Source organism: Mesorhizobium sp. P2_F8 (assembly GCF_056403655.1).
The window spans coordinates 69,342-87,733 of sequence record NZ_JBFUFB010000004.1; the positions used below are offsets into that span (position 1 = coordinate 69,342).

General features: G+C 64.1%; 17 protein-coding genes. 2 read left to right on the top strand and 15 right to left on the bottom strand.

All coding sequences use genetic code 11. The features are described 5' to 3' along the window. The 15 genes from AC1DZP_RS11135 to AC1DZP_RS11205 all read right to left on the bottom strand — a co-directional run bounded on the left by AC1DZP_RS11135 (window position 1) and on the right by AC1DZP_RS11205 (window position 16,285). Window positions 1–486: a hypothetical protein gene (locus AC1DZP_RS11135; protein ID WP_477302313.1), complete on the bottom strand. Its 486-nt coding sequence runs from the start codon at window positions 484–486 to the stop codon at window positions 1–3. Window positions 487–600: 114 nt separating this feature from the next. Continuing rightward, window positions 601–1,161, bottom strand: a complete 561-nt coding sequence (gene msuE, locus AC1DZP_RS11140) for an FMN reductase (RefSeq protein ID WP_477302315.1) — start codon at window positions 1,159–1,161, stop codon at window positions 601–603. A 61-nt stretch (window positions 1,162–1,222) separates the two neighbouring features. Beyond that, a complete protein-coding gene (locus tag AC1DZP_RS11145) occupies window positions 1,223–2,470 on the bottom strand; it encodes an SfnB family sulfur acquisition oxidoreductase (RefSeq protein ID WP_477302317.1) in 1,248 nt (415 codons plus the stop codon). A gap of 24 nt (window positions 2,471–2,494) precedes the next feature. Continuing rightward, on the bottom strand, window positions 2,495–3,286 hold the full coding sequence (locus AC1DZP_RS11150; protein ID WP_477302319.1) for an ABC transporter ATP-binding protein: 792 nt from the start codon (window positions 3,284–3,286) through the stop codon (window positions 2,495–2,497). 82 nt (window positions 3,287–3,368) lie between these two features. Beyond that, window positions 3,369–4,706 carry an ABC transporter substrate-binding protein gene (locus tag AC1DZP_RS11155; RefSeq protein ID WP_136618300.1) on the bottom strand — a complete coding sequence of 446 codons (1,338 nt, stop codon included), beginning with the start codon at window positions 4,704–4,706 and terminating at the stop codon, window positions 3,369–3,371. 80 nt (window positions 4,707–4,786) lie between these two features. Beyond that, window positions 4,787–5,827, bottom strand: coding sequence for a branched-chain amino acid ABC transporter permease (locus AC1DZP_RS11160; RefSeq protein ID WP_477302321.1), 1,041 nt, complete (start codon window positions 5,825–5,827; stop codon window positions 4,787–4,789). Window positions 5,828–5,830: 3 nt separating this feature from the next. Next, on the bottom strand, window positions 5,831–6,730 hold the full coding sequence (locus AC1DZP_RS11165; RefSeq protein ID WP_477302323.1) for a branched-chain amino acid ABC transporter permease: 900 nt from the start codon (window positions 6,728–6,730) through the stop codon (window positions 5,831–5,833). Next, entirely contained in the window at window positions 6,727–7,647 is a 921-nt protein-coding gene (locus tag AC1DZP_RS11170) for an ABC transporter ATP-binding protein (protein ID WP_477302325.1), read from the bottom strand. The genes AC1DZP_RS11165 and AC1DZP_RS11170 overlap by 4 nt, the downstream gene beginning before the upstream one ends. A gap of 124 nt (window positions 7,648–7,771) precedes the next feature. Next, entirely contained in the window at window positions 7,772–8,875 is a 1,104-nt protein-coding gene (sfnG, locus tag AC1DZP_RS11175; RefSeq protein WP_477302327.1) for a dimethylsulfone monooxygenase SfnG, read from the bottom strand. A gap of 166 nt (window positions 8,876–9,041) precedes the next feature. Further along, window positions 9,042–10,496, bottom strand: coding sequence for an FAD/NAD(P)-binding protein (locus tag AC1DZP_RS11180; RefSeq protein WP_477302329.1), 1,455 nt, complete (start codon window positions 10,494–10,496; stop codon window positions 9,042–9,044). Beyond that, on the bottom strand, window positions 10,493–11,665 hold the full coding sequence (gene ssuD / locus AC1DZP_RS11185; protein ID WP_477281686.1) for an FMNH2-dependent alkanesulfonate monooxygenase: 1,173 nt from the start codon (window positions 11,663–11,665) through the stop codon (window positions 10,493–10,495). The genes AC1DZP_RS11180 and ssuD overlap by 4 nt, the downstream gene beginning before the upstream one ends. Before the next feature lie 278 nt (window positions 11,666–11,943). Beyond that, complete coding sequence (locus tag AC1DZP_RS11190; protein ID WP_477302331.1) at window positions 11,944–12,723, bottom strand: SDR family oxidoreductase; 780 nt, start codon at window positions 12,721–12,723, stop codon at window positions 11,944–11,946. Window positions 12,724–12,747: 24 nt separating this feature from the next. Further along, a complete protein-coding gene (gene araH / locus AC1DZP_RS11195) occupies window positions 12,748–13,698 on the bottom strand; it encodes an L-arabinose ABC transporter permease AraH (protein WP_477302332.1) in 951 nt (316 codons plus the stop codon). Window positions 13,699–13,709: 11 nt separating this feature from the next. After that, on the bottom strand, window positions 13,710–15,221 hold the full coding sequence (araG, locus tag AC1DZP_RS11200; protein WP_477302334.1) for an L-arabinose ABC transporter ATP-binding protein AraG: 1,512 nt from the start codon (window positions 15,219–15,221) through the stop codon (window positions 13,710–13,712). Between the two features lie 71 nt (window positions 15,222–15,292). After that, window positions 15,293–16,285, bottom strand: a complete 993-nt coding sequence (locus tag AC1DZP_RS11205; RefSeq protein ID WP_477225176.1) for an arabinose ABC transporter substrate-binding protein — start codon at window positions 16,283–16,285, stop codon at window positions 15,293–15,295. 258 nt (window positions 16,286–16,543) lie between these two features. Between AC1DZP_RS11205 and AC1DZP_RS11210 the strand changes: the two genes are divergently transcribed. Next, window positions 16,544–17,233, top strand: a complete 690-nt coding sequence (locus AC1DZP_RS11210) for a FadR/GntR family transcriptional regulator (RefSeq protein WP_477282216.1) — start codon at window positions 16,544–16,546, stop codon at window positions 17,231–17,233. An 8-nt stretch (window positions 17,234–17,241) separates the two neighbouring features. Then, window positions 17,242–18,390 carry a galactonate dehydratase gene (gene dgoD / locus AC1DZP_RS11215; protein ID WP_477302336.1) on the top strand — a complete coding sequence of 383 codons (1,149 nt, stop codon included), beginning with the start codon at window positions 17,242–17,244 and terminating at the stop codon, window positions 18,388–18,390. Window positions 18,391–18,392 lie beyond the last annotated feature (2 nt).

Below are 18,392 nucleotides of genomic sequence, written 5' to 3' on the forward strand. Positions count from 1 at the left end.
TCAGAGCGAGAACGACCAGAACAGGCAGGCCAGCGTCGCGGCGGCGAAAACCACGAAGAACAGGCTGCGCAGCAGCACATTGCGGCGCAGCTCGTTCATGACGAAGTGGCAACCGACGATCGCTGCGGCAAACAGGAACCGCCAGTTGAGCAGCGCCCACACGGCGCTGCCCTGGCCGAAGGCCCATCTGGCGGCGAGACAGCCGACGATGGCGGCAAACAGCACGATGACAGTCCAGAAGACCGCATCGGCGGCATGGGTGAGAACGATGCTGGCCGCCCTGATCGGCAAGATCATCATCAGCAGGGCGCTGAAGAAATAGACCGCGGCAAGCGGAATGAACGTTCCGGCATCGGCAATGCCATCGAGCCGTCTGACGCCGATCGCGCCATAGGGATAGCCGTGCCTGGCCACAGCCAGGCTCAACGCCATGAGCAAGGCGGACAGCACCGCGACCAGTGCGAAGGATGTGAGGGCTTTGCTCATGACGTTCCTGTCCCAGACGAATCAGACAGGAACAGATGTAGCGGGCGGTCGTAAATTGCGCGTAAGCGAGACTACCGCCCACAGGAATAATCGTCGCAATCCGCCGACGGAATGCTACTCGGCGGCGATCCTTCCAGCCGAGCGGTTGGCCAGCACGAAGCCGACCTCGTCCACCGCCTGCGCCGCACGCTTCAGGATGGCATCGGAGCGCAGCACACCGTCGGTAAAATCCTTGTCGGTGGCGTAGACGGCGGTGGGTAGCGTGAAGGCCTCGAAGAAGCCGAACAGCGGCCGCAGTTGATGCTCGACGATCAAGGCGTGACGCTCGCCACCGCCGGTCGCGGTCAACAGGATGGGCTTTCCACGCAACGCGGCCGGATCGATCAGGTCGAAGAAGTGCTTGAACAAGCCGGTATAGCTGCCCTTGTAGGTTGGCGACCCGACGACGAGCACGTCGGCGGCGAGGATCTCCTCGAGGATTGGGCGCGCCTGGCTGTCGAGATCGCGGGCCCATCTTGCCGTCCCCAGCGATGGACCGAGATCCTCGATATCATAGGTGCTCGCCGACAGGCCGTGACGGGCTGCTATGTCCCTGGTGACCAGATCGACGAAGGCGCGCGTCTTTGACGGCCGGGTGATGTTGCCGGAAAAGCCGACGACTGTTGGATTTGACATGGCAGTGGGCCTCTTGATGATCGATGTCTGATGCGGCGAACCTATGCCCGCCGGTGGAAACTCAGCTCCAGGCGTGCAGCGGCGGATTTTCGCCGTTGAGGAAATACTTGCCGAGGATGGAGTATTTCCAGCGCACCGGATCGTGCAGCGTGTGCGTGCGGGCGTTGCGCCAATGCCGGTCGAGATTGTGCTCGGCCAGCGTCGAGCGGGTTCCCGCCAGTTCGAACAGCTTGTTGGTGGCGGCGATGGCGATCTCGGTCGACAGGATCTTCGCCTCGGCGGTGACGACCTGCGCATGCGCCACCGTCTCGGCGGTCGGCTCGGCCACCGCCCGGTCTATCGCCAGGCCGGCCTTTTCCAACAAGGCCTGCGCCGCATGCAGGCGCAGCGTCAGGTCGCCGATGGCCTGGATGGTGTAGGGATCGTCCCAGGCATTGTCGACGCCGCTGTCGATCCAGGCGCGGCTCTTGGTTCTGACGAAACTGACCGTCTCGTCGATCGCCGCCTGGGCGATGCCGGTGTCCACCGCCACCTGGATGATCTGGAAGATGGCGCCGTCGGCTGTCGGCTTGTCATAGCCCTTGTAGCCGGGCACCAGATGCGTCTTCGGCACCTTGACGTTGTCGATGATGACGGTGCCGGACAGCGTCGTGCGCTGGCCGAAGCTCGACCAGTCGTCGATCACCGTCAGGCCGGGCGCGGCGCGGTCGGCAATTGCATACCAGGCGCGGCCCTCGTCATCGAGCGCCACGATCGGCACCAGATGGGCAAGAATCGCACCGGACGAATAGAATTTCCGGCCGTTGACGACGACATGATCGCCGGCATCGGTGAAACGGGTCTCGAAATCGGCGGCGCGCTTGGAGCCGAACTCGGAAAAAGCGTTGCCGAACCGCGTGCCCTTCAGCACTTCGGCGAACAGCAGCTTCTGCTGATCCGCATCCGACACCGTGCGAATGGCGGCGACGACACCGAGATGGTTCTGGGCAACCTGGCCGATCGAGGAATCCGCCGCCGAGATGATCTCGATCACCCTGGCGAGGGTGGCATAGGACAATTCGGGACCACCGAATGCCTTCGGCACATTGATCGACCACAGGCCGCTTTGCGAAAACGCATCGAGCTCGGCAACGGGCCAGATTCGCTCGCGGTCGCGCCGGGAAGAATCCCTGGCGAATTCGGCGGCGAGCGCGTGAGCGATGGCGATCGCCTCGACGTCGTCCTTGATAATGTGCGCTGGTGCGGTTGGCCTTGCGACTGGTGGCACGGCGGCGGAAGCGTGGTCGGTCTTGACGGTCGAGACGGTCATTTCACTGTTCCTTCGGATTTCGGTTCAGGCAACGGCATGGAGATGGGCTTGCTTGGCGGCCGGCGATGCCTGTTGCCCCAGGTAGAAGGCCCGCACATCCTCGCGCTGGCGAAGCTCGGCAGCCGCACCGGAGAGAACGGAGACGCCGTTTTCGAGCACCGTGGCGTGGTCGGCATATCCAAGAGCGACCGCCGAATTCTGCTCGGCGACGAGGATCGACAGGCCGGTCTCGCGGTTGAGTTTCCGGAGCGTCTGGAAGATGTCCTGGACGATGAGCGGCGCGAGCCCCATCGACGGTTCGTCGAGGACCAGAAGACGCGGTCGCGACATCAACGCCCGGCCGATGGCCGTCATCTGCTGCTCGCCCCCAGAGGTGAGGCCGGACAGGGTCCGGCGCTTCTCCTCGAGACGGGGAAAATAGCCGTAGATCCGCTCGAGATCCCCGTTGATCTCGGCGCGGCGGCCGCTGCGGCCGATGCCGCCGGCGACCAGGTTCTCCTCGACGGTGAGGCTCTTGAAGCAGTGCCGGCCTTCCAGCACCTGCACCAGTCCGGCGCGCACCAGATCGCCCGGCTGGCGGCGCGAGACATCGCTGCCGTCATAGCGGATGGTGCCGGCATTGACCTGACCGCGCTCGGCCGGCAGCAGGTTGGAGACGGCCTTCAGCGTGGTGGTCTTGCCGGCGCCGTTGGCGCCGAGCAGCGCCAGGATCTCGCCGCGCCTGAGCTCGAAGCTGACGCCATGCAACGCGGTGATGGCGTGGTTGTAGGTCGCATGAACTGCGTCCACGACAAGAATGACGTCATCGTTTGGCATGAGCTCTTACTTCCCGTGGTTCGAAAACCGGAAATGGGCCGGGCGTCGCGGAAAACTGGCCGTGACGCCCGGCTTGGATTGATCAGTTGGTGGTCACGGCATCGGCGTCATCGGCGGTCCGCAGCTTGATGCCTTTCTCGGCGGCATAAGCCTCGGCAGACTTCTCGATGATCGGCCGCAGCAGAGCCCAGTCCGGCGCGATCCAGTCGGAGACGACATTCCATTTCTTGCCGTCCCACTGCTGGAAGGTCACGTAGCCCTCGCCCTCGTGATTGTCCCAGCTGACATTGATCGAGTGGAACAGGTCCTTGGCGCCGAGCGCCTCGACCTTGGCCGGATCAAGCTTGAGGTGCTCGAAGCCCCAGCGGACCTCGTCGCCGGTCAGCGTGCGATGGCCGAATTTCTCCTGCGCGACACGGATGGCCTCGACATTGAGGATACCGTTGACGATGCCGAGGTTGTGGTAGACCGAGCCGATGCGCGACTTGTCTTCCAGATTGCCCTTGCCGGCGTCGTAGACCGTCTTCACGATCTCCTGCACCACCGGATAGGAGTTGCCGGAGGCCTGCGTGGTTATGGCGGTGTAGCCCTTGGCGGCGTCGCCGGCCGGGATCACGTCCTCTTCCGAATTCGACCAGACATTGCCGACGATATGGTCGACGGGATAGCCGACCTTGACCGCCGTCTTCAACGCCACCGGGTTCATCACGCCCCAGCCGCGCAGGACGACGAAGTCCGGCTTGGCGCGGCGGATGGTCAGCCACTGCGACTGCTGCTCGTTGCCGGGATGCGGCACCTCGATCTGCTGCACGGTGAAGCCGTATTTCTGTGCCAGCAACTCGTAGATCGGGATGGTCTCCTTTCCGTAAGGCGAGCCGTGATAGAGCACGACGATCTTCTTGCCCTTGAGCTTGTCGATGCCGCCTTCCTTCGAGGCGATGTAGTTCACGATGCCGGACGTCTCGCTGTAGGGATTGAGCAGTAGCGGGAAGACGTAAGGGAAGACACGGCCGTCGGTGGAGTCGGTCCGGCCATGGTTGACGGTGATCAGCGGCACCTTGTCGGCGGTGATGCGGTCGATCATGGCGTAGGCGATGCCGACCGAGAGCGGGTTCCAGGCGGCGGCGCCGGCATGGCTCTTCTGCCGTTCGTAGCACTCGACGCCGCGCTCGACCTCATACTGGGTCTCGCATTCGTCCCAGGTCAGCTTGACGCCGTTGACGCCGCCGTCGCGGATGTTGATGAGATTGAGATAGTCGATGAAGCCGCCGAAGAAGCCGGTGCCGCCGGCCGCATAGGGCCCGACGCGGTAGCTTTGCAGCGGGAAATATTGCTCGTCGGCGTGAGCGGCGGGCAAGGCCACCGACACGATCATCGCCGCGGACAGCGCCGCCGCCTTGATGGTGCTCAGGAAGGTCATGGCTAGGTACTCCCGGTATGGGCCGTCTTGGGTCCGGCCTCTGGTTCATTTTCAGTTCGGGGCGGTTGCCCCGGATCAGCTCAAGTCGACTGCCAGGCGAACAGGAGCCGTCTTCGGATCCTGTCCCACAGCGCCACCAGCCCGTCGGGTTCGAGGATCAGAAACAGGATGATGAGCGCGCCCAGCACGATGCGCTGGCTCATGTCGAGCACGCCCGAGTCAAAGTGATCGCCGAGCAGAAAGCCGCCGAGGCGAGACAGAGCGAGCGGAAAGACCACGATGAGGGCGGCACCGAAAAAGGCGCCTCGGATCGAGGCCAGGCCACCGATGATGATGATGAACAGTATCTGGAACGAGCGATCGAGGTCGAAACCATCCGGCTCGACGGTCCGCAGATAGGCGAAGGCCCAGATGACGCCGGCGACGCCGATGATGAAGGACGAGATGGCGAAGGCCAGAAGCTTGGTCTTCAGGACCGGGATGCCGATGATGCGGGCGGCGGTTTCATTGTCGCGGATGGCGATGAAGTTGCGCCCGGTCTGTGACGACACCAGCCGATAAGCAAGGAAGGTGAGGACGGCGACGATGGTCAGCGCAAAGAGATAACGGCCGACGGCGCCGTCGAGAGCGTAGCCGGCTATTGATAGTCTTGGCGCATCGATGACGCCGGACGCCGAGTCGTTGGAGAACCAGCTGAACTTGGTCAGCGCCCACTGGACAAAGAACTGTGCGGCAAGCGTCGAAACCGCGAGATAGAAGCCCTTCAGCCGCAGGCTCGGCAGGCCGAAGACGATGCCGATCGCGGCCGCGACCAGACCGGCCAGGACAATGCTACCGATCAGCGGCAGGCCCTCGACCCGCAGGTTGAAATTATAGGCGGCGAAGGCGCCCGCCGCCATGAAGGCGGCACTGCCCAGCGAAACCTGGCCGGCATAGCCGGTCAGGATATTCAAGCCCACGCCGGCGAGGCTGAGCGCCAGGAACGGCAGCAGGATGGCCTCGAACAGGTAGCTTGAGCCAATCAATGGCACGACGCAGTAGGCGAAGGCGAGCAGCAGGACGGGCGCGATCCATTTCGGCAGCACCGGTGCGGAGGAGAAATCGCTTGATATCGCGGTCATGGCTCAGATCCTTTCGACGAGCTTCTGGCCGAACAGGCCGGAAGGACGGATCAAGAGGAAGACGAGCGCGACGACATAGGCGAACCAGCTCTCGATGCCGCCGCCGAAATAGTCGCCGATATAGACCTCGGCGAGCTTCTCGCTGGCGCCGATAAGCAGTCCGCCGACGATGGCGCCGAGGATGGAATCGAAGCCGCCGAGCACCAGCACCGGCAGCGCCTTCAGGACCACCAGGGACAGCGAGAACTGCACGCCAAGGCGAGCCCCCCAAAGCAATCCCGCCACTAGTGCGACGAGACCGGCAGCAGCCCAGACGGTCGCCCAGATCAAGGGCAGGCGCAGGCCAACCGCGAGGGCCGCGAACTGGTCGTCGGCGACGGCGCGAAAGCTGAGGCCGATGCGGGTGTAGCGGAAGAACAACGACAAAAGCAGAACCATGCCGGCGGCCACCAATGCGGCGAAGATATCGAACTGGCTGATCAGCACGCCGCCGATCTCCAGCGGCACGTCCTCGATGCCGAGATCGAGGCCATGGACCTGCGTGCCCCAGATCAACTGGGCCGCGCCCTCGATGATGTAGGAGAGGCCGAGCGTCGCCATGAACAGCGTGATCGGCGGCTTGTTGGTGAGAGGCCGCAGCACCGTCCGCTCGATGGCAATGCCGATCGCCACCATGATGGCGAAGGTGACCACCAGCGCCAGCGCGAAGGGGATGCCGCGTTCGACCAGGCTGACGAAGGTGAGCGCCGCGAACAGGAGCAGCGCGCCTTGCGCGAAATTGAGCACGCCTGAGGTCTTGTAGATCAGCACGAAGCCGATGGCGACCAGCGAGTACATGACGCCGGAGAGCAGGCCACCGACGAGCACTTCGATGAAGAACTGATAATCGAAGTCGGCGATCATATGCCTGCCCCATCCTCATTGTCCGAGGCGACACCGAGATAGGCATCGATCACGCGCTGGTCGTTCCTGACTTCGTCGGGCGTGGCGTCTGCGATCTTGCGACCGTAGTCGAGAACGGCGATGCGGTCGGACAGGCCCATGACGACGCCGACGTCGTGTTCGATCAGCACGACTGTGGTGGCGAAGCGGTCCCGTGCGGCACGCACGAAGCCCGCCATCTCGCTCTTTTCGCTTGCGGTCATGCCGGCCATCGGTTCGTCGAGCAAAAGCAGGCGCGGTTCGGCGACCAGCGCGCGGGCAAGTTCGACCCGCTTCTGCAATCCGTAAGGCAAGGTGCCGACAAGACGATCGCGAACGGCGGTGAGGTCGAGGAATTCGAGGATCTGATCGGCGCGGCTCAGAGTGTCGCGCTGCTCGCCGCGCGAGCGGCCGATGCCGAGCACCTGGCCGGCAAAGTTGGAGCGGACCTTGTAGGCAAGGCCTGAGGCGACATTGTCGAGGACGCTGAGGCCCTTGAACAGGGCAAGGTTCTGGAAGGTCCTGGCGACGCCRAGATGCGCCAGCCGCTGCGTCGGGACCTGGGCGTGACTGATCCCGTCGAGCAGGACATGACCGCGATCCGGCCGGTAGACGCCGCTGATGACGTTGATCAGCGAGCTTTTGCCGGCGCCGTTCGGGCCGATGATGGCGCGGATCTCGCCTGATAGAACCGACAGGTCGATATCGGCCAGTGCGACGACGCCGCCAAACGACAGGCCGATGCCCTGAAGCGAAAGCAGTGGGGCGGCTTGCGCGGCAAGCCCGGCGGGCTCGGCGCGGCCTTCGGATGGCTGCGCTGACGGCAGGCCGCGCGCCAAGATTTCCGGCGCATAGACCGAAGCCTCCATCGCTCCGAGGGCATAACTTGGCAACGGCATTATAATAGTCCTCGATTGCACCCTCAGGCGCGCAAATCCTCGTTGCCGCTCGAAGGATCGAGCGCGCCGGGCAAGCTTCATTCGTGGGTTGGCCGGCGCCTGTCCGGCCAACCTTTCAGGGTGACTATTCCGCCGCCAGCGAGGCTGCCGCCTCGCTGTCTTCCAGCTCGCGGACAAGCGGGATGACATGCTTGCCGAAATACTCGACCTCTTCCTGGAAGTGCAGGAAGCCGAGCAGGATGAGATCGGCGCCGGCACGCTTCAGGTCGACGATGCGCTCGGCGACCTGCCTCGGCGTGCCGATCAGGTTCGAGCGGAAGCCGTCATTGTACTGGACCTGATCGTCGAAGGACGATTTCGCCCAATTGCCCTCGCCTTCCGGCGAGGCCTTGCCGGCATTCTTGACCTCATGGCCAAAGGCGTTGACCGCCTCAGGATTGGCCTTGGCGATGATTTCGGCGAGCACCGCCTTGGCCTCATCCTCGGTCTCGCGGGCGATGGCGAAGGCATTGACGCCAACCTTGACGGAATGGTTGTTGGCCTTCGCCTTGGCCTGGATGTCGTCGACCTGTTTGGCGATCTCGGTCGGCGTGTTGCCATTGGTGAAGTACCAGTCCGAAACGCGCGATGCCATGTCGCGCGCGGCGCGCGACGAGCCACCCTGGAAGATTTCGGGCAGCGGATGCGGCGGCTTCGGCTTCAGCGAATATTCGTTGAAGCGATAGAAATCGCCACGGAAGGTGAAGCTGTCCTGCGTCCATATTCCGCGTAGCGAACGGATGAACTCCTCCGAGCGGCGATAGCGCTCGTCATGGTCGAGCCAATGTTCGCCGATGGCGTGGAACTCGCCACGGAACCAGCCGGAAACGAGGTTGATGGCGACGCGGCCGTTGGTCAGGTAGCTGATGGTGGCGATCTGCTTGGCCGCCAGCGCCGGATTCCACGGTCCGGGCAGGATCGCCGCGATGACCTTGAGCGTGGTGGTCGCCGCCAGCAGGTCATGGCTGAACGCCACCGATTCATGCTGCTCGTCGGCGCCGTAGCCGGCGGTGAAACGGATCTGGCTGAGCGCATAGTCGAAGCCGGCCTTCTCGGCGATCTGCGCCAGCTTGCGATTGTATTCAGCCGAATGGTTGGTGCGCTGCTCGATGTTGGAGATCACCAGGCCGCCCGAAACATTGGGCACCCAGTAGGCGAATTTGATCGCGTCGGTCTCTGCGTGTGCCATGAACTGTCTCCCCTTCAGGCCGTGTCGTTGATCGATCCGACCGCAGCCGGTTTTCGCCAATATTTATTATGTTTATAGAATATATATACAAAGAAGGATTTTCCGTTTTTAGTGCCCTCTCGGGACGGAAATACCAATTTTGCGCGGCAGACCCGGCTTCCGGTTGTCAGTCCGTGACCAGACCGTGCGCGGCAGTGGCGCCGACGGCCTCGGCTGGCGTGTCGAGCAGCTTTGCAATCTCGGCCGCGACCGCCTGGGCGTGGCGGGCAACCTCCGGCAGGCCCATGAGTTCGCCGAAGGTCCCCCGTGCCAGCGGACCGGCGACAAAGAGTGTCGTGACCACCCTGCCGTCCCGGGCGACAGCGCGGCTGTCGCGACTTGTCTCGATACCGAGCCCGTAGGGGTCGGCCCCGATCAGCCCGGCCTCGGTCAGCGAGCGCAGTGCCGGGTTGTTCTGTAGTGCCTGCCCATGCGCCGGGCCCGTGGTGTTGATGACCGCGTCGAAGCGGGCCGTCTCGATCCGTGTCTGCCCGCGCCGTTGAAAGCTGACCGCCAGGCTGCCGTCCTCGTGGTTCGATGCGACAAGCCTGGCGGCGATGTTGTCGAATGTGCCGGCTGTATGGCGGCGGTCGAGCACGGCCGCGACCTGCGGTGCGATCCTGAAACGATGCACGTCCCAGAACACGCGCAGCTGGCGGACCAACCTTGCCCGCTCGGGCGGGGCAAGTGCTGCCCACAGCACCGGTCCCTGCTGGCGCAGCTGGTCGAAGACGGACTGCCAGTTGACATTGGCTGCCTGTGCCGCTGCCAGCGTCGTACGGATGGTCTTGAGCAGAAGCAGCGCCGTCGTGGCCGGCTCGGACGCAAAGTCGCCGAAGGCCTCACCCCTGATGTCAGGGTGGCCGCGCGAGCGCAGCCCGCGGCGAGACAGCGCCAGGATGCGGCCGCGATGCCCGCGACGATCGAGTTCGGCAACCATGTCGGCCGAGGTCAGTCCGGAGCCGACGATCAGCACCGACGCTTCCCGGCCGATCCCGGCAAGTGCTGCAGGAGCGTACGGATCGGCGATGAATCCCGGCGCCTCCGCCAGCGAGGTCAATGTGGCGGGTATATTGGGCAGCGGATGCGTCGCCGCCAGGACGACGATATCAGCGGCGACCGGCCCGCTGGTGGTGTGCACGGTCCAGCCGCTGCCATCCGCGTCAGGTGCCACATGTGTGGCGAGACCGCCGACATGGCGCACCGCGCCCGAACCGAGCCAGGGAGCGAGGTGCTCGGCGACGTAACGGCCGAACACGCGCCGGCGCGGATAGGCGTCGCCATTCTTCCAGATGGCGTCCGAATCGCGTTCGAGTTCCCCATCACGGTTCAACCAGCGCACAAAATGCTGCGGATCATCGGGAGCCATGCTCATTCTGACTGCAGGGACATTGACCCGGTGCGCGGGCTCCTCGCTGGAATAGGCAAGGCCGCCGCCAAGCGCCGAGCGCGGCTCGATCACGGAAATCGACAGGTGCTCCGGCCTCGATGCCTGCGCCAGATGCCAGGCCACCGCAGCACCGGAAAAGCCGCCGCCGATGATGGCGACGCGCAACCGACGGGTCGGGGGGAGCGCGTTCACGAGGCGCTGGCGAGTGACTTCGGCCGGTGGTCGCCGGCAATGGTCTCGCCGAACGGGCCGGTGTTGACCGACGAGCCGGCAGCCTTCACCGGATGATCGGTGGGCAGTTTCGGCAGGACCAATTCGCCGAAGCGGTAGGCTTCTTCGAGATGCGGATAGCCGGACAGGATGAAGGTATCGATGCCGAGGCGCCGGTACTCGTCGATGCGTTCGGCAATCGTGTCGGGGTCACCGACAAGCGCTGTTCCAGCGCCGCCGCGCACCAGGCCGACGCCGGCCCACAAATTGGGTGCAATCTCGAGCTTGGCGCGGTTGCCGCCGTGCAGTGCGCTCATCCGCGCCTGGCCGACCGAATCCATGCGGGCAAAGACCTTCTGCGCCGAGGCGATCGTCGCGTCGTCGAGCCGGCTGATCAAGCTGTCCGCCGCGGCCCAGGCCTGTTCGGTCGTCTCACGCGCGATGACATGCAGGCGGATGCCGAAGGAAAGCTTGCGGCCGGCCTTCTCGGCCAGTTCGCGCACGCCGTCCAGCTTGCGCTCGACATCGGCGGGCGGCTCGCCCCAGGTCAGGTATTTGTCGATCTCCTGCGCCGCCACCACGGATCCGGCGTCGGAGGAGCCGCCGAAATAGAGCGGCGGGTACGGCGTCTGCACCGGCGGAAACAGCAGCCGGCCATCCTCGATGCGGAAATGCTTGCCTTCGTGCTCGACCGTCTCGCCGCTCAGCACGCGCTTGTAGATCTGCAGGAATTCCTGCGTCACTTCATAGCGCTCGGCGTGCGAAAGGAAGATGCCGTCCCCCTTGTTCTCCAGCGGATCACCGCCGGTGACGACGTTGATCAGCAAACGGCCGTTGGAGATGCGGTCGAGCGTCGCGGTCATGCGCGCGGCGAGCGTCGGCGATTGCAGACCGGGCCGCACGGCAACGAGGAAGCGCAACCGCTCGGTCGCCGGCACCAGAGCCGAGGCGATCACCCAGGAATCCTCGCAGGCCCGGCCGGTCGGCAACAGCACGCCGTAATAACCCAGCGTGTCGGCTGCCTTTGCCACTTGCGTCAGGTAGGGCAGGTCGACGGCCCTGCCGCCTTCCGATGTGCCGAGATAGCGGCTGTCGCCATGCGTCGGCAGGAACCAGAGCACCTTGATGCGGTCAGGGATATCCCGGGTCATGGCTTGCCTCCCGCGGTCCGACGACATTGGCCGACTATGCCAGACGGAATTGAAGGCGAGCGCAAAAGGTTGGGCATGGCGGGGTCCTGTCCGGGTGGAAACCAGATCGCCAGTGCAGATTGCTTATTCTATAAATTCTGTAGAGTTAGTTTATTCCAAATCTGCGACGGCGATTAGAATTTCTCTCCTCCGGTGGTGGCGCCGACCCGGTTCAACCCTTGCCCAAATCGCCGAAGCCGTGCTGCGATCGTCTCTTGGCTATGATCTTTCCCCGGCACTCAGGCGGGATGCTGCAGCTGGCTCAGCCCGCCATCGACGACGAGGGTGGCCGCGTTCATGAACGGGCACTCGTCGGAAATCATGAACACCGCGGAAAGCGCGATCTCGCGCACCGAGGCGATGCGGCCGCCGGGATGCAGCGCCATGGTGTTGGCGCGCGCCGCGGCCGGGTCAGGAAAACTGTTCCAGTAGTCGATGGCCTTCTGCGTCTCGACATAGCCCGGCGCCAGCGCATTCACACGCACGCCCTGCCCCGCATATTCGAGTGCCAACGATTTGGTCAGGCCGAGCAGAGCGTGCTTGGCGACGGGATAGGGGAAGGTATGCGGAATGATGGTGAAGCTATGCGTCGAGGCGATGTTAAGGATGGCGCCGCCGCCGCTTGCGATCATGCTCGGCAAGACTGCCTTGCTGCAGTTCCAGGCGCCTTTGACGTTGACGTCGAAGTTGCGGTTCCACTCCTCCTCGCTGGTGTCGAGCGGCGTCGAGAACACATTGACCCCGGCATTGTTGATCAGCGCGTTGATTGGACCGATCTCGTCACCTGCCCGGCTGACAGCCGCGGCAATCGCCGCCCCATCGCTGATGTCGGCTGCGGTATGCCCGACATGGCCTTGGGGTGCGACGAGACCAGCAACGGCCTTGTCCAGCAACACGCTGTTGCGGTCGACCAGGAACAGCCTGGCTCCTTCGGCCAAACAGGCTTCAGCGATGGCGAGCCCGATGCCTTGCGCGGCCCCTGTCAGGAAGATGCGTTTGCCGGACAGGCGCTCAGCCATTCTTGTTGCTCCAGTCGAAGACGGTCAACGCCGGCCCAGTGCCGACGAGCGCAGATTGTCGAGCAGCACCGCCAGGAGCAAGATAACGCCGCGCACGATGTACTGGTAGAAGGCCGGGATGTTGAGCAGATTCATGGCGTTTTCGGCGATGCCCATGATCAGCACGCCGACGATGACACCCGACATGGTGGCGCGACCACCGGCGAGCGAGACGCCGCCGAGCACGCAGGCCGAGATGACCGAAAGCTCAAGCCCGACCGCCGCGTTGGGCTGGCCGGAGGTGATGCGTGACGCGAGCAGGATGCCGGCGATGCCGCAGACGACGCCCTGGAGCGTAAAGATCCAGATGCGCGTCCGGTCGACATTGACGCCGGCCAGCCGCGAGGCCTCAGGATTGCCGCCGATGGCCAGCGTGTTCTTGCCGAAGACGGTGCGGTTGAGGACGAAGCCGAAGATGCCGAAGAGAACGGCCAGCACCCAGATCGGCGTCGGTATGCCAAGCAGTTTCGACAGCGCCAGCTGGTAGAAGTCCGGGCTGTTGATGCCGACGGCGCGGCCGTCGGATGCGATCAGCGCAAGGCCGCGCACGATCTGCATGGTGGCCAGGGTGGTGATCAGCGCGTTGATGCGGAATTTGGCGATGACGACGCCGTTGATGAAGCCGACGAAGGCGCCGCAGGCGATTGCCGCCAGAAGGCCGAGCAGGATCGAACCGGTGGTGTTCGACGCCATCACCGCGACCATGCCGGCAAAGGCGACGATTGAGCCGACCGACAGGTCGAAGTCGCGCGCCGCGAGGCAGAACATCATGGTGCAGGCGACGATGCCGACGGTGACCACCGACTGCAGCAGGCCGAGCATGTTGCGGTCGGTGAGGAAGTTCGGCACCAGAGCCGACACCAGCGCGAAGGCAACGACGAAGATGACGACAAGGCCCTGTTCGCCGAGCAGGATCTTCTTCAACCGGTCGGTCATGGCAGAGGTCCTCAGGATGCGATCGCGTCGGGGGTTTTCTTGTCGGGAAGTGCTGCGGCCAGGATCGCCTTCTCGGCGAACTGGTGGCGGGTGAGTTCGGCGCTGATGCGCCCACCGCACATCACCAGGATGCGGTCGCAGATGCCCATCACCTCCGGCAGTTCGGACGAGACGACGACGATCGCCATGCCGTCTTCGGCAAGCTGGTAGAGCAGTTCGTAGATTTCCGATTTGGCGCCGACGTCGATGCCACGCGTCGGCTCGTCGACGATGAGAACCCGCACACCTTGCTCGGACAGCCAGCGGCCCAGGATGACCTTCTGCTGGTTGCCGCCGGAGAGGTTGATGATGTCCTGCTTGCGCGACGGCGTGCGCACCTTGAGCTTCTTGATGAATGTTTCGGCCGTCGCGATCTCGCTGGCGCGGTTCAAGACGCCAAAGCGTGTGTGATGGCGGCGCGACGAGATGTTGATGTTCTCCTCGATCGAGCGGCCCTGGATGATGCCGTCATGCTTGCGGTCTTCCGAGCACAGCACGATGCCGGCCCGGATCGCGCCATGCGGATCGGTGGCGTGAATCCCCTTGCCGTCGACGATGATGGCGCCGCCCGAGCGCGGGTCGGCGCCGAAGACCAACCGCATCAGTTCCGAGCGGCCGGCACCGATCAGGCCGAAGAAGCCGACGATCTCGCCGGCTCTCGCCTCGAAGCTGGCCGGCGTCGTCAGCTTTGTCCCTGACAGGGCCTCGATCTTCAGTCTGATATCGCCTGCCTTGCGCGGGCGAAAACCCCAAATGTCCGAAATCTCGCGGCCGACCATTTCGGCGACGACCTGGTCGCGGGTGACGTCCTTGAGCGAAATGTGGTGCGCCGCCAGCTTGCCGTCGCGCAGCACTGTCAGGCTGTCGCAAAGCCGGAACACCTCATCCAATCGGTGCGATACGTAGATGATGACCTTGCCCTCGCCGCGCAGCCGATCGATCAGGGCAAACAGGATTTCGCTTTCGCGCGACGACAGCGACGAGGTCGGCTCGTCCAGCGCGATGACGCGCGCGTCGAGCATGATCGCCTTGGCGATCTCGACCATCTGGCGTTCGCCGATCGACAGCGTCTTGACCTTGCGGCGCATGTCGATGTCGATGCCCGCCGATTTCAGCTTGGCGCCGACGTCGTCCAGCATCCGGGTGCGCGCGATGATGCCGGCACTGGCGGGAAAACGGCCAAGCCTGAGGTTTTCGGCAACGGTGAGCTCGGGAACGAGCTGCAGCTCCTGGTGAATGACGATGACGCCATTGTCGAAGGCATCCCGGGTCGAGGCATAGGCCTGGACCTTGCCGTCGATGCTTATCTCACCCGCGTCGGCATGCTGGTCGCCGGACAGGATCTTGATCAGGGTGGATTTGCCAGCGCCGTTCTCGCCCATCAGGCCATGTACGGCGCCCTTGTCGACGCCGAACGAGACGTCCGACAGTGCCTTGACGCCCGGATAGGCCTTGGTGATGCGCGAAAAGTCTAGAAAGGACACGGGCGTCGATCTTTGTTGTGCCATGACAAACAGGCGGCGGGATGAGCCGCCGCCTGTTTGTACAGGGAGGATTACTCGATGCCGAGGCCCTGGCGGACCTTCTGATAGTCGTCGCGCTTGGCCAGCGCGCCGGAGGTCAGGATCAGCTTCTCCGGTTCCTTGTTGTTGGCAACCCAGTCATACATGTTGAGCGCCGTCTCATAGCCATGGCGCTTCGGCGAGATGATCACGGTGCCGACAAAGCCGGTGGCGGCCGGCTTCTTGAACTCGTTGATCGCCGAATCCGCGCCGCCGATGCCGACGCCGATCATGCCATCCGCCGGGATGCCGACGCTTTCTGAGGCGCGCACGGCGCCCAGCACGGCTTCGTCGTTGAGGCCGAAGGAGATCCATTTCTTGATGTCGGCATGCGCATTGAGCACGACCGTCGCGGCGTTCAGCGCGGCTTCCGTGTCGGTCTTGGCCTGCGGCGCGTCGAAGATGTTCTCGGCCTTGAAGCCGTTCGCCTTCAGCACCGAGATGGCGCCTTCGACACGATCGACCGCCGTCGGCAGTTGATCATAGGAGACGCGGATGGCGCCAACCTCGTCGGCCTTCCAGCCACGCGCCTTCATTTCATCGACGATCGCCTGGCCGACGGCCTCGCCGATCTTGGTGGCCGAGATGCCCATGTGCGGCACGTCTTCCAGTGCCTTGCCGTCGGCACCGACCAGACGGTCGTCGACGGTCATCAGCTTGAGATTGTTGGCGGCGGCCTTGGCGACGATGCCAGGTCCGAGCTTCACGTCCGGCGTGCAGACGATGAAGCCCTGAGCGCCCTGGGCACCGAGATTGTCGATCGCCGACATCAGTTTCTCACCGTCCTCGGCGCCGATCTTGACGAGGGTGAAGCCCTTTTCCTTGGCTGCCTGGTCGGCGAACTTCCATTCGTCCTGGAACCACGGTTCCTCGGGCTGCTTGACGATGAAACCGATCTTGGTGTCCTGAGCATAGGCAGAAGCGATCGTCGTGACGGACAACACGGCAAGCGCGCCCGCGACGAGCGCGGTCTTCAAAAGTCGCATGATTACCTCCCAGCGATAGGCCGGGCGCTCAGCCCGGGTGTCGGCGTTTCTATTCGCTTTTATCATACTCGTCAATTGATCTGGTATGATAATTAATGTACATGCTCTGACCAACGATCGCTGGCGCAACTCGTTTGCATCCGCTAATGCCGGGCCGGTTGCGCGAACTCGCAGGTTCGCCGCCTTGGAGGGAGGGCTAAGGTGACCGAAATTTCGAAGAAAGCCCCGGAGGGGGCTACCACCCGTCGCCCGCGCGTCATGCCCGACGTGACCAAGGCGATGGCCTCGGACATCTTTTCCGGCCGCTACCCGGCCGGGTCCTCCTTGCCGACCGAAAACGAACTTGGCGTCGAGTACGGCGTGAGCCGCACCGTCATCCGCGAGGCGCTGAAGGTGCTGGCCGCCAAGGGGCTGGTGTTGTCGCGGCCGCGCGTCGGCACCATCGTCTGCAACGAGGACGACTGGAACATCATCGACCCGCAGGTGTTGGCCTGGCACGCACCGCACGCACTGGACGACAAGCTCTTCGACGCCATCCTGGAGACACGGCGAGCCATCGAACCGCTGGTCGCCGAGCTTGCCGCGACGCGCGCGACACTGCAGGAGATCGCCGATCTCGAAGCGGCCTGGCGCGGCATGGCGAGCGCCGGCGAGGATCGCGCCGCTTTCTCGCGCTCCGACATCGCTTTCCACCAAATCGTCTATGCCGCGAGCCACAACCCGATCTTTCGCCAGATCGGCAATCTGATCGACACGGGGCTGAAATTCTCGCTGGAGGCGACGGCGACGATTTCGCTCGAGCGGCGCCTGGAAGCGGTGGCGGCGCACCGCGAGGTGGTCGAGGCGCTGCGCATGCGCGACGCCGAGGCGGCGCGTGGGGCGGCAAACAAGATCCTCGACCTTGCGGCGCGCGACCTCGTCAGCGCCAAGAAACTCAAGAACAACTGAGACAGCGCATGAAAATCATCTCGCTCACCACCTACATCGTTCCGCCGCGCTGGCTGTTCCTGAAGATCGAGACCGATGCCGGTGTCACCGGCTGGGGCGAGCCGGTCGTCGAAGGCCGGGCGCTGACCGTCGAGGCGGCGGTCAAGGAGCTTGGCGATTATCTCATCGGCAAGGATCCGCGCCTGATCGAGGACCACTGGACGGTGATGCATCGCGGCGGCTTCTACCGTGGCGGACCGATCCTAATGAGCGCTATTGCGGGTATCGACCAGGCGCTGTGGGACATCAAGGGCAAGGCGCTCGGCGTGCCCGTGCATGAACTGCTCGGCGGCAAGTTGCGTGACAGTATCAAGGTCTATTCCTGGATCGGCGGCGACCGTCCGGCCGAGGTCGCCGCCGGCGCTCGGGAAGTGGTGGCGCGCGGCTTCCTGGCGCTCAAGATGAACGGCACCGAGGAACTGCAGATCGTCGATAGCCATGACAGGATAGATGCCGCGGTCGAGCGGGTCGCCATGGTGCGCGAGGCCGTCGGCCCCAACATCGGCATCGCGGTCGATTTCCACGGCCGCGTGCACCGGCCGATGGCGCGCATCCTGGTCAAGGAGCTCGAGCCCTACAGGCTGATGTTCATCGAGGAGCCGGTGCTGAGCGAAAACCGCGAGGCGCTGAAGGAAATCGCCGCCCTTGGCTCGACGCCGATTGCTTTGGGTGAGCGGCTCTACAGCCGCTGGGACTTCAAGTCGGTGTTCGAGCAAGGCGTCGTCGACATCATCCAGCCCGATCTGTCACATGCCGGCGGCATCACCGAATGCCGCAAGATCGCGGCCATGGCCGAGGCCTATGACGTCGCGGTGGCGCCGCACTGCCCGCTCGGGCCGATCGCGCTTGCCGCCTGCCTGCAGCTCGACGCGGTCAGCTACAACTGCTTCATCCAGGAGCAGAGCCTCGGCATCCACTACAACGCCGCCAACGACCTGCTAGACTACGCCGCCAACAAGGATGTCTTCCGCTACCAGGATGGTTATGTCGCCATTCCCGACGGCCCGGGCCTCGGCGTCGAGATCGACGAGGACTACGTCAAGGAGCGCGCCAAGGAAGGCCACCGCTGGCGCAACCCAATCTGGCGCCACAAGGACGGCTCCTTCGCCGAGTGGTGATG

What these genes read in the sequence shown, in the direction of transcription:
- dgoD (WP_477302336.1), top strand. Translation starts at nt 17,242, where the DNA reads ATGAAAATCATCTCGCTCACCACCTACATCGTTCCGCCGCGCTGGCTG.
- msuE (WP_477302315.1), bottom strand. Translation starts at nt 1,161, where the DNA reads ATGTCAAATCCAACAGTCGTCGGCTTTTCCGGCAACATCACCCGGCCG.
- AC1DZP_RS11155 (WP_136618300.1), bottom strand. Translation starts at nt 4,706, where the DNA reads ATGACCTTCCTGAGCACCATCAAGGCGGCGGCGCTGTCCGCGGCGATG.
- AC1DZP_RS11190 (WP_477302331.1), bottom strand. Translation starts at nt 12,723, where the DNA reads ATGGCTGAGCGCCTGTCCGGCAAACGCATCTTCCTGACAGGGGCCGCG.
- araH (WP_477302332.1), bottom strand. Translation starts at nt 13,698, where the DNA reads ATGACCGACCGGTTGAAGAAGATCCTGCTCGGCGAACAGGGCCTTGTC.
- AC1DZP_RS11145 (WP_477302317.1), bottom strand. Translation starts at nt 2,470, where the DNA reads ATGACCGTCTCGACCGTCAAGACCGACCACGCTTCCGCCGCCGTGCCA.
- AC1DZP_RS11150 (WP_477302319.1), bottom strand. Translation starts at nt 3,286, where the DNA reads ATGCCAAACGATGACGTCATTCTTGTCGTGGACGCAGTTCATGCGACC.
- sfnG (WP_477302327.1), bottom strand. Translation starts at nt 8,875, where the DNA reads ATGGCACACGCAGAGACCGACGCGATCAAATTCGCCTACTGGGTGCCC.
- AC1DZP_RS11205 (WP_477225176.1), bottom strand. Translation starts at nt 16,285, where the DNA reads ATGCGACTTTTGAAGACCGCGCTCGTCGCGGGCGCGCTTGCCGTGTTG.
- AC1DZP_RS11165 (WP_477302323.1), bottom strand. Translation starts at nt 6,730, where the DNA reads ATGATCGCCGACTTCGATTATCAGTTCTTCATCGAAGTGCTCGTCGGT.
- AC1DZP_RS11210 (WP_477282216.1), top strand. Translation starts at nt 16,544, where the DNA reads ATGCCCGACGTGACCAAGGCGATGGCCTCGGACATCTTTTCCGGCCGC.
- AC1DZP_RS11160 (WP_477302321.1), bottom strand. Translation starts at nt 5,827, where the DNA reads ATGACCGCGATATCAAGCGATTTCTCCTCCGCACCGGTGCTGCCGAAA.
- ssuD (WP_477281686.1), bottom strand. Translation starts at nt 11,665, where the DNA reads ATGACCCGGGATATCCCTGACCGCATCAAGGTGCTCTGGTTCCTGCCG.
- AC1DZP_RS11135 (WP_477302313.1), bottom strand. Translation starts at nt 486, where the DNA reads ATGAGCAAAGCCCTCACATCCTTCGCACTGGTCGCGGTGCTGTCCGCC.